Below are 11,338 nucleotides of genomic sequence, written 5' to 3'. Positions count from 1 at the left end.
GTCTGGTTTTTCTACTGGTGTATCTGGTTTTTCTACTGGTGTGTCCGGTTTTTCAACAGGCGTATCTGGCTTTTCTACTGGTTTCTCTTGTGGCTTACCATAATGATTCTTTAACCAACTAGCTAACCCTTTGTAATAGGCTTGTAGGTCCCCCATATTGTATTTGAGTTGTGTTGGGAGTTGGTGTAGATTCCCCTCCACTGTAATTACTTTTACTACTTTGTTCGTTTGAACAGAATCTAGAGTTGAAGCTTCTGCTTGGCTACTGTTCGGCAATACGAGTGCCGAACCGAGTAAGATGACTGCAATCGATTTTTTCATCTTGTACGCCTCCCTTCGAAACTATCGTAAACGAAGAAGGCTACCGGAAAACTGGAATACCTTGGAGACATCCCCACTCCCTTTCTCGTAGTCTAAGAAAAAAGAGTTCAAGAGAGTGCCCATTGGATATCTATGGATTTTGGATGAATAATTGGATAACAAATCGTGTTGACAAACCATGATAATGCGTCTTTTTAATCGTTCCAGTCAATCTGATCAATGCCCTCACCAATCACAACTAGACGCTCTGGCATCTTAATGTATTCAGGCATCCAATTCACCATACCGTAAGCATATTGGAAAAGCATTGGATTTTTAACACCTTCAATAGGAATATATCCTTTCATACGATATACAGTATCTGGAAGGTCTGTTGTCCAAGCTTCTACATCTTCTTTTTTTACTGGACGAGAAAACGAAATGACTTTCGATGAAAGTGGTAAGTTCTTACCTGAGATAATCGGTTGTTGCGTAGATTTCTCTGCGGACAACGTTTTTTCTATAAATGAGAAATCCAACTTTCCTTGAACTGTCTGAACAATAGGTGCAGATGTGTTCAAGTTAGCAAGTTCCATAGATATGTTGGCTAATTGAGACTCCGTCACTAAATCAGATTTATTTAATGCGATAACGTGCGCATGTCTGATTTGTTCTAACATCAGAGAGTGAATTCTAGGTGAGAGCTCTTCACGATGAAGCCAGCGGGGTGCATCCGCTACTGTAACAATTCCCTTCACACGCAGTCGATCTGCAAATAAAGGGGAATAGACAGCGTCTAACGCCTCCACAGGATGCGCTGCGCCCGTTGTTTCAATCAATATTACATCAATATCTTTATAGTCTTCTAGAAGTGCTTGGAGCTGTGCTTCCGTCTTTTCAGACCCCGTACAACAAATGCAACCACTCAATAATTCTTTCAACGGCACATCCCCAGATGCTGATACTGAATCTGAGTCCACTGGTAACTCCCCGAATTCATTCATCAAAACAGCCGGTTTCTTCCCTTCCGCTTTTAGTTGTGCGATGGAATGTAGAAGTAGCGAAGTTTTCCCGCTCCCCAAGAAACCACTATATAGATACACATCAATCATTACATTCAGTCCTTTCTAGTAGAGAAGGCGCCCAATCCGGTTGGATTGGGCGCCTTCAGCTCATTTACCGATTTTGTCGAGCACAACTTGTTTTGCTTTCAACAATTGTGGATCGTCTTTTTCGATTTTTTCACGGAGTTTGTTCATGAGACCAATTGCAGTATCTCCTGTCAAAACACCATTCTCCTCAAGTTTAAGATCAGCTTGAAGTTTTTTTACAGCTTGTGTCATAGTTGCATCGAATAGACCATCAACTTTCCCAACATCATACCCAACTGCTTTCAACATTTCTTCAGCAGTTTCAGTATTCGCAGAAACCCGTCCTTCTTTCATCTCTTCAGATGGGTCTAGGAAAGGCAACATCGCATAAGATGGATAGTCGACTTTTACATCTGGTTCAATTCCCTTTTTATGGATCCAATTACCTTCTGGCGTCAACCATTTTGCAGTAGTGATTTTCAAATTGGAACCGTCTTTCATATCGAGCGGAGATTGAACGGTACCTTTACCAAATGTTTTAATACCTACAATCGGAATGTCTGAGGATTCTTTTAAAGCACCCGCTAGAATTTCTGATGCTGATGCACTTCCATCATCGACAACAAGAGCAACAGGTACTTCTACTTTTCGACCATCAGATGCTGGATAGAGAACAGGTTTCTTACCCTTTTCTTCGGTTTGAAGGATTGTTTTTCCTTTATCCAAGAATAGATCAGAAATTTTCAGTGCGCCATCTAGGACACCGCCTGGGTTTTGTCGGACATCAAGTACTAACCCTTTCATCCCTTTAGCTTCCATTTCGTCTAATGCTGTTAGTAACTCGTCATACGTATGCTCGGAGAATGTTGTCATACGAATATGCGCAATTCCACCGTCGAGCATTTCTGCATAAACAGTTTCTACTGGAATGTCATCTCGTTTTATTTTCACTTCGAATGGTTCTGCTTTTTCTCCGCGCTTGATCGTTAATGTAACGGTTGTTCCTTTTTCACCACGGATGAGCATGACAGCTTCTGAAGAAGACATACCTTGAATGCTTTTCCCGTCGACTGCTTGAATTAGGTCGTTCGGCAACAAGCCTTCTTTTTCAGCAGGCGAGTTTTTTATTGGTGAAACAACCTTGATATAGCCATCTGCTTCTTGGATCTCAGCACCGATACCTTGGAAGCTAGATGAGATATTCTCCATTAGATGTTCTGTTTCTTCTGTATTTAAGTAATCTGAATACGGATCATCTAAAGCATCTACCATCCCGTTAATCGCGCCATCCAATACCGCTTTGTCGTCAATATCTTCAAAATAGTTTTTCTTTATTTCGTCATAGGCGTCATAAAACTTCTGGAATTCTTGACGGTCGTTTTTTTGAGGACTTACCACTTCGACAACTTTGTCATCACCAAAAGTAAGTGCAAAAAACGTAATTCCTGCAGTTAGAATGACTAATGTAAAAATCAACATGACGAATGAGAACGGCTTGATCTTAAAATATCGATTGTGAGCAGGATGTTGTTCCGGCTCTGGTGGCCGGTTCTGCTCTTTTTGTTCATTTTCGTCCATTCGCGATCCCACTTTCTACCTCTTATTACGTATATAGTCGAAAAAGGGCCGCTAACTGGCTGGCGGCCCCATTTGGATTATTCCTGAATAGCAGCTTCTAGAGCAACTTCAATCATTTCATTGAACGTTGTTTGACGTTCTTCAGAAGTTGTTGCTTCACCTGTCAGAATATGATCGCTTACTGTAAGAACAGAAAGAGCCTGGCAATCATACTTTGCAGCAAGAGTATACAATGCAGCTGTTTCCATCTCTACAGCTAGAACTCCATAAGAAGCGAGTTTCTCGTGTTCTGCGTGCTCGTTGTAGAAGAAGTCTTCAGTGAAAACATTTCCTACTTGAAGGTGTAAACCTTTTTCTTTTCCTGCGTTATAAGCTTTCAAGAGCAAATCGAAGTTTGCTGTTGGAGCATAATCCACATCATTGAAGAATGTACGGTTAATCGGCGAATTTGTTGTCGCACTTTGAGCAAGAATGACGTCACGTACTTTCACGTCTTTTTGAATTGCACCACAAGTTCCCACGCGGATCAGCTTCTTCACGCCAAATTCTTGCATGAGTTCAGTCGTGTAGATCGAGATCGATGGAACACCCATTCCAGTTCCTTGAACAGAAATGCGTTTTCCTTTGTACGTTCCTGTGTAACCAAACATATTACGAACTTCGTTGTATTGGACAACATCTTCAAGGAATGTTTCTGCAATATACTTCGCACGGAGAGGATCTCCAGGAAGTAGGATCGTATCGGCGACATCGCCTTTTTTCGCATTAATATGTATACTCATCTCTACATAGCACCTCTTTTTTCATTTTCTGTCCTTATCATACAGTTAAACAGGCGGTATTGCAACGGTTCCACCGCCCGTTTAAAGGAATCGATCTTCAAAATGACGATACAGTTCGTCAAACAAAACTGAAGGCATTTGTGGATCGGCTTTTTCTTCGATATACCGTGACAACGTATCGAAAGAACGTTCATACCTTGGAAAACTTTGATCATTAAACATGCTTTCTGCAAATATAGCGTGAGGATCGTTCTTTTCGCCACCACGATAGGATAAAACAAATTGATAAAAAGAGCGGTCCATCCGCGGACCCCCTTTCTTATTGGAATTGAGCTTTGTAGTCGCCCAGACCTTCTTCGTCAAATTTTTCAACAGGCACAAAACGTAGCGCTGCTGAGTTAATGCAGTAACGAGTACCTGCTTCCCCTGGACCATCCGGGAAGACATGTCCTAAATGCGAGTCTGCTGTTTTGCTGCGTACTTCAGTTCTACGCATTCCATGTGTCGTGTCGAAGTGCTCAGTCACTTCTTCTTTTTCAATAGGTTTTGTAAAACTTGGCCACCCACATCCCGCGTCATACTTATCTTTTGAACTGAACAGTGGTTCCCCTGAGACAATGTCTACATAAATTCCATTTTCAAAATGGCTGTCGAACTCATTGCGAAATGGAGGTTCAGTTCCTTGTTCCTGTGTGACATGATATTGCATTTCGGTTAATCGATTTTTCAAATCCTCTTTCATGATCACTCACTCCAATTCTCTGATTTAAATCGTTCTCTACCAGACCCAACTGAATAACGCTTATAATGCCCTGGATTTTTCTTATAATAATCTTGATGCCCCTCTTCTGCCAAATAAAACGGTTTCGCGGGTAAAATTTCAGTCGCAATGGACTTCGAGAATTTTCCTGAATGTTCTAGTTCATGCTTAGATTGTTCAGCTTCATGCTGCTGTTTGGCAGAATGATAAAAAATAGCGGTTTGGTACGACTCCCCACGATCGAAAAATTGTCCACCACTATCAGTTGGGTCAATCTGACGCCAAAAGATATTCAATAATTCGTGATATGAAATGACTTCGTCGTCAAATTCAATTTGAACCGCTTCTCGATGACCTGTAGTTTCTGAACAGACAAGTTCGTAGGATGGGTTCGGTATGTCTCCGCCTGTATAGCCAGAAACTACTAAGTGTACTCCGTCGTATTTGTCAAAAGGCTTCACCATACACCAAAAACATCCACCAGCAAACGTTGCATATTGCTTCACGATGTACACCACTCCTTATTTTTTGAGGATGGATACTTCAAGTAAGATTTCATCCTTTTCTAGGTTAAACGATTTTGCACGCACCGATACATCCTTTGCAACTGGTACTTTCGATAAATCGATGAAAAGCTCTTCTTCTTTTGGTCGAACCACCATCCATGATGGTAACTTCACGGAATCCCGTAAAACCTTTAATACAGTTGAAGGTGGAATGTTTAATTGGCCTAATTCCATGGAAGACTGCTTTAAAATCAAATTCCCATCCTCTTGTACGATTGGATCAAAATGCATAATTACTGGTAGTGTGAAGGAAAACACCGTTAGCTCTGAATAGAGGATCACGTCATCCTTCACTTTCATTTGAACAGGGAGCTCTTCACCTTTCATAGCTTCACGGATATACGTATTAGCAATTCCTTCAAAATCCTTTTTTGTCGTCCGAACTGTAAGGAAATTGGCATCTCCAGCTTCGATCACTTCTGCTTTAGGTAACGGCTCCGAGCTTCCTGTAGATCCTAGTAAAAAGAGAACGCCTGCAAATCCTGCTGCTACCATTCCTGATAATGTAAAAAAAGCGATTTTCCATTGGTTCAAGCGATCATCTCCTACCTGTCCATATCCCCTTGGAACAATTCTTGCAAACCACAATCCTCCAAGTATTTCACATAGCGTTCTTCCATCAACGTATAGCCTTGAGCATTCGGATGAAAAAAGTCTGTATGATAGACAATATTTGTATTTTCCTCAAACAAATCAGCGACTGGCACATAACAGCTGTTTCCGTCCAATTTGATCCGTGTTTCAATTGCTGCATTCCAATCATCTATGATATCTTCAAATTCTTTTACTTCGTCAGTAATGAGTAATATCGGATTATATAACCCTGACATGACAATTGGTGCATCCGGATTGAGAGCTCGAATCGTTCCAAAGATCTTATCTAGACGTTCTTCATATTTTCCTAGTTCTTTATAAAACGGCTTTGTCTTCAGCTTAAACAAATTGGCTTTCAATACTTTCATAATATCATTCCCACCAATAGTAATGAATATTATGTCTGCATCTTCAATGGACGCCTGGATATCAGCCTCCTCAAGTTGTTCGGCAAGCTGATCACTTCGACGACCACGTTTCGCCAAGTTTTCCGTCTCCACGAAAGAAATTCCTTCCCATTCAGTCAGATCTGAAGCTACCCGTTCAAAATAACCGCCTTTTTTCTCTTCATCCCCTACACCTTGTGTCAATGAATCTCCCAGTCCCACAACGTGTAACGACTTTGGCACAAAATTTGTTGGGATATCCCAGTTGGAAAACTCGATGTCCCGTCTTTCGGTAAAAGGTTCTGCATTATTTCTGAACATCTGATCACATCCCGTTAGTACCAATGAGAAGGCAAGTAAAATTATCCATGCTCTTCTTCTCATTTTTAAGTTTCCTCATTTCCTTAAAATTATTAGCCTCATGAATTACTAATAGAGTCATGTTTTCATTCAGTGTAGTACATAAAACCGATTGCGCCTGCTCCAGTGTGCGTACTGACAACTGGTGAGGTGAACGAAAACCTAATATCAGTGAAACCACTTTCTTCGATTAGACGTTTCAATGGTTCTGCCATCGCTAAACCTTGCGCGTGGGAAATCCCTACACCTTTCACTTTTTTCCCCGCTGTATCTTCTTTAAACGAGGCAAAGAGCTGTTGGGCAACTTGCTTATGGCTCCTAGCTTTGCCAACAGGCGTATAGACACCATCCTGAAGAGAGGCAATTGGCTTAATGTTAAGCAATGATCCAATAACGGCTTTACCTTTACCAATGCGACCACCTTTAACAAGATTATCTAATTTGTCAACGACTACGTATAGTACAGTTTTAGAACGTACTTCGCTCAAATGACGAACAATTTCATCCATCTTTTTTCCTTGCTGAGCTAATTTAGCTGCTTCAATCACTTGAAAAGATAGTGCATGAGAAATGTATCGGGAATCCATGACTGTAACAGGTGTCTCGGTCATCTCGGCTGCCGCTTCCGCAGATTTTACAGTTCCACTCATACCACCAGTCATATGGATGGATAACACTTCACACCCATCTTTACCTAGTTCATCGTATAACTCCGTAAAAGCACCTGATGAAGGTTGTGAGCTCTTAGGCAACTCTTTTGCTGCCGCCATCTTCTCTAGAAATTCCAACGGTTTGATATCAACTTGATCTTGATAGATCTCTCCGTCAATATGAATGGATAGGGGTACAACTTGAATTCCGTATTGGTTGATTTCTTCTTCTGTTAAATCTGCTGTAGAATCCGTTACAATTTTAATTTTGCTCATTTCAATCTCTCCTCTGTCAGTGGAAACCGTGTTTCTATTTTAGTATAATGAACGAAAAGGAGGCTTTTCGCCAATGGAAAGCGCATTCGACTACAAAACCCGTAAAGAGGAGCGTTGGAATGCAATAACTCATGGTATTGGGATACTCTTAAGTATTCCAGCTCTCGTCTTTCTAATATTAAAAGGAGTTCAGCAAGGCGATGCACTTGCGCTCGTCAGTTACATTATTTTTGGTGTCTCCATGATATTGTTGTATTCAATGAGTACACTTCTTCATAGTTTACCGGAAAAATTCAAAAAGCTTTTCTCGATCTTCGACCATTCTGCCATCTATTTTTTAATTGCAGGTACCTATACCCCATTTGTTTTACTTGCAATCGGTGGTGGTTTCGGATGGACGCTTTTCGGTATCGTTTGGGGATTAGCGATCTTTGGAACTCTTTTCAAAGTATTCTTCATCCACCGTTTCGAAATTGTTTCTCTCATCCTATATATCGTGATGGGATGGTTGATCATTATTGCGATAAAACCTTTATACGCTTCACTCACTGGAACTGGGATTGCGTTGCTCGTTGTGGGTGGTGTGTTGTATACACTTGGTGCTTTAGTGTATGCATGGCGTAGTCTCCCATACAACCATGCGATTTGGCATCTGTTCGTTTTAGCTGGCAGCGCTTCCATGTATTTTAGTGTTTTGTTCTTTGTATAGGAAAGGAAGGCAGCCAAGAACCGGCTGCCTTTTTTTATGCTGCTGTTTCTCGTTCATAAATGTGATAGGCGTAAGCGAGCCCATCTTCTGTATGGTGATCTTTGGATTCTGATATGAGTTTCCATCCCATGTTGTATGGTGGAAAAAACGTATCTCCCTTATATGTACGACGAATAATCGTCGTGTAAAGTCGGTCAGCGTAAGGCATTGCCATCTCGAAGATTTGAGCCCCACCAATCACCATGACTTCGTCTGCATAGCTTTCAGCCCGTGCAATGGCTTCTTCCAACGAATGGACAATGACGACACCTTCAGCTTTGTAATCCTCGTCGCGTGTAAGGATGATGTTCAGACGTCCTGGAAGTGGCCGACCAATAGATTCGAACGTTTTCCTCCCCATAATGATGCCTTTCCCCATCGTTTTTTCTTTAAAATACTTTAGTTCCTCAGGGATATGCCAAGGCATTTCGTTATTTACCCCAATAACACGGTTCTCATCATGTGCTGCCAATAATGAAATCATCGTGTGTGCCTCCTTTTTAAACAGCAATTGGTGCTTTGATTTTTGGATGCGGATTGTAGTTCGTCAGGACAATGTCAGATGTCGTGAGATCGAATATTGACTTGCCTTCCATGTTTATAGTGACTGTTGGTAATTCTCTAGGGTCCCTGCTCAATTGTTCTTTTACTTGATTGACATGATTCGAATAAATGTGAGCATCTCCTAATGTATGGATGAATTCTCCCGGAATCAGCCCTGTTTCTAGTGCAATCAAATGAATCAGTAGCGCATACGATGCAATGTTAAAAGGTACACCGATGAAGATATCTGCACTCCGCTGATAAAGTTGGCACGACAATTTACCATCCGCTACATAAAATTGGAACAACGCGTGGCAAGGTGGTAATGCCATGTCTTCCATTTCCGTCGGATTCCATGCTGTTACAATATGTCTCCGCGAATCCGGATTGTTTTTTAACCCTTCTATCAAACGAGCAATCTGGTCGATTGGCTGTTGTCTAGATTCAGCTGATCCATCCCCCCAGCTACGCCATTGTTTTCCGTAAACAGGACCAAGGTCGCCGTAAGTTTCAGCAAATGATGGCTCTTCAAGTATCCGCTTTTTAAAGCGTGACATTTCAGCTTCATACAGAGCTCGGAATTCTTCGTCCACAGGGGCGCGTCTTCCGAAGTCCGTCATATCAGGACCAGTATACTCTTCACTGTTGACCCATTTTTCAAATGCCCATTCATCCCAAATCGGATTGTTTTCTTCCACTAATGTGCGGACATTGGTATCTCCTTTTAAAAACCATAGAAGTTCTGATACAATCAGGCGAAACGCCGTCTTTTTAGTAGTCATTAATGGAAACCCTTGTTGTAGGTCATATCGCATCTGATAACCAAATACACTCAAAGTTCCCGTACCTGTACGATCCCCTTTTTGCACGCCTGTGTCCAGTACGTGCTGGCAAAGTTCTAAATATTGTTTCATTTGTACACCCTCCTGTTACTCTCTAGTCTTACTATACCAAGTGAAGGTTACCTATTACAAATTCCAAGAAGTCAACAAAAAACCACCAAGCAGCTGTTAGGACAGCCACTTCGGCGGTGTGTTTTTTGACCTGTAAATAAAGAAGCATGCAAGATATACAGCGTATTTCATGTAACTCTTATAACCATTGAGTTTTAAAGGTTTTTCTGTTCTTATCATCACGCACACTAATGCACAAACATGCACACTTTTGGGGCTAAATTGAGGCTAAATAATACATCACTGGCGGCTAATATGTAAGGAATGCTTTGGTGTTAAAATTCATAAATAATTCACTTGCTATCTTTGACCACTCGATAATGAGTGGTTTTTTCATTTTCCATTCGAAACAATTATCGATTACTAATTATCCTGTTCCTTAAGCCAGTATACACTGGGACAGGGTTTACAGTTCAGGCTTATTTTCCTCAATTGAAACTCTCCACCGCTTCTTCCCACACGCTCCACGGCCATGTTATATCCTCTTACAAATACAGCTCTTATCGTACGTGTTACTGTGAGCACTCCATCAATTGTTTTTAATAAAGACAAAAAAAAGGCGCCGTTCAATTAAGAGTAGTCGCCTTAAGAATAAATTTATGGTTCTCTAAAACCATATATCCCAATGAAAATGGGTGTAAATAAGATCACTAAAAGAAGTGATGACACAATTAAAATTCCTATATACTTCAAGAAACCCTTTTCCTGTTTTGCAATACCAATGAGACCAACTACAATACTAATGAACATAAAGGCTATAGCCGGAAAGAAGAACATTCCAATAATAACCTTCTCGCCTGTGTTTGGGGTCTCAGAAATTGAATAACTGACTATAAGAAATAGTATCCCTGCGACACTTGAAATGGATGACCACGCACCGTATTTCTTTTTTGGTTTAATTTGTTTATCTTCCTCATAAAACAAGTTTGACATTTTCCTCCCCCCTATCGACTATATTCCAAATTACACCAAACCCCAAATGAATTATCAGAATATATGTAAACAAAATAAATCCATATCTTTAATTGTATGGACTAGAAAATAAAAGAGGAGGCAGTTGCCCCCACTTTTGTCGTTAATTCAACTTAATGTCATTACATCAATGAAAGATTGATTAATTATTCGTTATATTAATCATTAGAAAATGATTTTGTAAATTCACTAACTTCTTCGCTCATTTCTTTGTAACGTGTCCAATGAAGGTAATGATGCCCCTTTAAAGTAACTGCTTAGGTTTATTTGCGATAGTAATTATCTGTAAAGTCAATTATATATTCTTTCATCTGTTCTTCAGTAATCTTTCCTCCAGCGTGTGCCTGCTCGCATTCTTTAACGGGTGTAACCAAATCTGATTCAGGTGACTTGCCTTTCACACTCTTGATCGCCTTGTATCCTAAAAAGATAGCTGGCGTCCACATGACTGCAGTTGTCTTGAGCCCTGCTTTCTGCATTGTCTTACCAGTTTGCTGTAACTTTGCACCAGTCTCCTCGGACTTCTTCGCAATATTGCCCCAAAAGTCTGATTTCTTGTTCAACTACTCGAGTTTGGCGATTTCCTTAGTTATCCGTTTGGTTTCTTTCGGGTTGAGTGTACCACTATTTGACTGTGCGTTCAGTGTTTCAATCTCTACGTTTCGTTCATTTAAAATGTCTTGTAATTCTTGTGCCATTCCTTCCCCTATTGCTGTAAATCATAACCAAAATAGCAGGAAAAGAAAACCACCGGACGGATTGAAAAAGTCACACCCGAT

General features: G+C 40.8%; 15 protein-coding genes and 1 pseudogene. 1 reads left to right on the top strand and 15 read right to left on the bottom strand.

The genetic code is table 11. The annotated features are described in order from the left end of the window. The 10 genes and pseudogenes from N693_RS0101050 to N693_RS0101005 form a co-directional block, all read right to left on the bottom strand. Positions 1–321, bottom strand: a pseudogene (locus tag N693_RS0101050) (hypothetical protein); the annotation flags it as partial. A gap of 194 nt (positions 322–515) precedes the next feature. Continuing rightward, the gene (locus tag N693_RS0101045) at positions 516–1,412 is read right to left on the bottom strand and encodes a GTP-binding protein (protein ID WP_025782941.1); all 897 of its coding nucleotides are present in this window, start codon (positions 1,410–1,412) and stop codon (positions 516–518) included. 60 nt (positions 1,413–1,472) lie between these two features. Then, on the bottom strand, positions 1,473–2,969 hold the full coding sequence (locus tag N693_RS0101040; protein WP_025782940.1) for a S41 family peptidase: 1,497 nt from the start codon (positions 2,967–2,969) through the stop codon (positions 1,473–1,475). Between the two features lie 77 nt (positions 2,970–3,046). Next, complete coding sequence (deoD, locus tag N693_RS0101035) at positions 3,047–3,751, bottom strand: purine-nucleoside phosphorylase (RefSeq protein ID WP_025782939.1); 705 nt, start codon at positions 3,749–3,751, stop codon at positions 3,047–3,049. A gap of 81 nt (positions 3,752–3,832) precedes the next feature. Continuing rightward, the gene (locus N693_RS0101030) at positions 3,833–4,054 is read right to left on the bottom strand and encodes a YozE family protein (protein ID WP_025782938.1); all 222 of its coding nucleotides are present in this window, start codon (positions 4,052–4,054) and stop codon (positions 3,833–3,835) included. Between the two features lie 16 nt (positions 4,055–4,070). After that, positions 4,071–4,493, bottom strand: coding sequence for a peptide-methionine (R)-S-oxide reductase MsrB (gene msrB / locus N693_RS0101025; RefSeq protein ID WP_037592510.1), 423 nt, complete (start codon positions 4,491–4,493; stop codon positions 4,071–4,073). 2 nt (positions 4,494–4,495) lie between these two features. Then, on the bottom strand, positions 4,496–5,020 hold the full coding sequence (gene msrA / locus N693_RS0101020; RefSeq protein ID WP_025782936.1) for a peptide-methionine (S)-S-oxide reductase MsrA: 525 nt from the start codon (positions 5,018–5,020) through the stop codon (positions 4,496–4,498). Between the two features lie 12 nt (positions 5,021–5,032). Further along, positions 5,033–5,611, bottom strand: a complete 579-nt coding sequence (locus N693_RS0101015) for a YpmS family protein (RefSeq protein ID WP_025782935.1) — start codon at positions 5,609–5,611, stop codon at positions 5,033–5,035. A gap of 11 nt (positions 5,612–5,622) precedes the next feature. Further along, positions 5,623–6,441, bottom strand: coding sequence for an SGNH/GDSL hydrolase family protein (locus N693_RS0101010; protein ID WP_025782934.1), 819 nt, complete (start codon positions 6,439–6,441; stop codon positions 5,623–5,625). Positions 6,442–6,503: 62 nt separating this feature from the next. Further along, entirely contained in the window at positions 6,504–7,343 is an 840-nt protein-coding gene (locus N693_RS0101005) for a DegV family protein (RefSeq protein WP_025782933.1), read from the bottom strand. Between the two features lie 73 nt (positions 7,344–7,416). On the opposite strand from N693_RS0101005, the gene N693_RS0101000 reads away from it, so the two are divergent. Continuing rightward, positions 7,417–8,052, top strand: coding sequence for a hemolysin III family protein (locus N693_RS0101000; protein ID WP_025782932.1), 636 nt, complete (start codon positions 7,417–7,419; stop codon positions 8,050–8,052). Positions 8,053–8,086: 34 nt separating this feature from the next. On the opposite strand, the gene N693_RS0100995 is transcribed toward N693_RS0101000, so the two are convergent. From N693_RS0100995 to N693_RS20490, 5 genes are all read right to left on the bottom strand, one after another. After that, positions 8,087–8,575, bottom strand: coding sequence for a dihydrofolate reductase (locus N693_RS0100995; RefSeq protein WP_025782931.1), 489 nt, complete (start codon positions 8,573–8,575; stop codon positions 8,087–8,089). 16 nt (positions 8,576–8,591) lie between these two features. Then, positions 8,592–9,548, bottom strand: a complete 957-nt coding sequence (locus N693_RS0100990; protein ID WP_025782930.1) for a thymidylate synthase — start codon at positions 9,546–9,548, stop codon at positions 8,592–8,594. A 636-nt stretch (positions 9,549–10,184) separates the two neighbouring features. Then, entirely contained in the window at positions 10,185–10,520 is a 336-nt protein-coding gene (locus N693_RS0100980) for a hypothetical protein (protein WP_025782929.1), read from the bottom strand. A gap of 302 nt (positions 10,521–10,822) precedes the next feature. Then, complete coding sequence (locus N693_RS18740) at positions 10,823–11,122, bottom strand: hypothetical protein (protein WP_037592507.1); 300 nt, start codon at positions 11,120–11,122, stop codon at positions 10,823–10,825. Further along, complete coding sequence (locus tag N693_RS20490; protein WP_253271139.1) at positions 11,123–11,257, bottom strand: BREX-1 system adenine-specific DNA-methyltransferase PglX; 135 nt, start codon at positions 11,255–11,257, stop codon at positions 11,123–11,125. Between the last annotated feature and the right edge of the window lie 81 nt (positions 11,258–11,338).

It is taken from the genome of Sporosarcina sp. D27 (assembly GCF_000586555.1).
In the GTDB taxonomy this organism is placed as follows: domain Bacteria; phylum Bacillota; class Bacilli; order Bacillales_A; family Planococcaceae; genus Sporosarcina.
The sequence above is the reverse complement of the archived record's forward strand: the minus strand, read 5'-3'. Positions and strand labels throughout refer to the sequence as shown.

What these genes read in the sequence shown, in the direction of transcription:
- N693_RS0101005 (WP_025782933.1), bottom strand. Translation starts at nt 7,343, where the DNA reads ATGAGCAAAATTAAAATTGTAACGGATTCTACAGCAGATTTAACAGAA.
- N693_RS0101045 (WP_025782941.1), bottom strand. Translation starts at nt 1,412, where the DNA reads ATGATTGATGTGTATCTATATAGTGGTTTCTTGGGGAGCGGGAAAACT.
- deoD (WP_025782939.1), bottom strand. Translation starts at nt 3,751, where the DNA reads ATGAGTATACATATTAATGCGAAAAAAGGCGATGTCGCCGATACGATC.
- msrB (WP_037592510.1), bottom strand. Translation starts at nt 4,493, where the DNA reads ATGAAAGAGGATTTGAAAAATCGATTAACCGAAATGCAATATCATGTC.
- N693_RS0101010 (WP_025782934.1), bottom strand. Translation starts at nt 6,441, where the DNA reads ATGAGAAGAAGAGCATGGATAATTTTACTTGCCTTCTCATTGGTACTA.
- N693_RS0100995 (WP_025782931.1), bottom strand. Translation starts at nt 8,575, where the DNA reads ATGATTTCATTATTGGCAGCACATGATGAGAACCGTGTTATTGGGGTA.
- N693_RS20490 (WP_253271139.1), bottom strand. Translation starts at nt 11,257, where the DNA reads ATGGCACAAGAATTACAAGACATTTTAAATGAACGAAACGTAGAGATT.
- N693_RS0101030 (WP_025782938.1), bottom strand. Translation starts at nt 4,054, where the DNA reads ATGGACCGCTCTTTTTATCAATTTGTTTTATCCTATCGTGGTGGCGAA.
- N693_RS0101000 (WP_025782932.1), top strand. Translation starts at nt 7,417, where the DNA reads ATGGAAAGCGCATTCGACTACAAAACCCGTAAAGAGGAGCGTTGGAAT.
- N693_RS0101040 (WP_025782940.1), bottom strand. Translation starts at nt 2,969, where the DNA reads ATGGACGAAAATGAACAAAAAGAGCAGAACCGGCCACCAGAGCCGGAA.
- N693_RS0100980 (WP_025782929.1), bottom strand. Translation starts at nt 10,520, where the DNA reads ATGTCAAACTTGTTTTATGAGGAAGATAAACAAATTAAACCAAAAAAG.
- N693_RS0100990 (WP_025782930.1), bottom strand. Translation starts at nt 9,548, where the DNA reads ATGAAACAATATTTAGAACTTTGCCAGCACGTACTGGACACAGGCGTG.